The organism is Adlercreutzia equolifaciens, from assembly GCF_029076695.1.
Lineage (GTDB): Bacteria > Actinomycetota > Coriobacteriia > Coriobacteriales > Eggerthellaceae > Adlercreutzia > Adlercreutzia equolifaciens_A.
In genome coordinates, this window is sequence record NZ_JARFIK010000366.1 from 1 (window position 1) to 303 (window position 303).

Annotated in this window: 1 protein-coding gene; it reads right to left on the reverse strand. The window is 59.1% G+C overall.

What is annotated here, in order from left to right:
* Positions 1 to 63: 63 nt before the first annotated feature.
* On the reverse strand, positions 64 to 303 hold a 240-nt coding region (locus tag PZH32_RS12775; RefSeq protein ID WP_275208633.1), incomplete at its 5' end, for a hypothetical protein.

Genomic DNA, 303 nt, shown 5'->3' on the forward strand with positions numbered 1-303 from the left:
AAGAATCACGGGTCTATTGAGAACCGGTAAACTGGGCTGGGTCGTCCGCGCTGCGTTTATCCATCACGCCTTGAACTTAGGGGGCTTCTGCTGTTTGGCTAGGGCGGCGCTTTCTTCTACTTCGTCGGTGTCGGGGTCGGGGGCTTCGTAGCGGTGTTTTGCCAGTTGCTCGCCTACTTTGTAGACGACGTACCACAGGGTGCAGGCCGCCAAAAGGGGCACGGGGGCGATGTTCGTGTGTAGGGAGGGCACGACCCAGAGCATGATGGTGAGGAAGATGCCCACGCCCAGAATGCAGCGGTT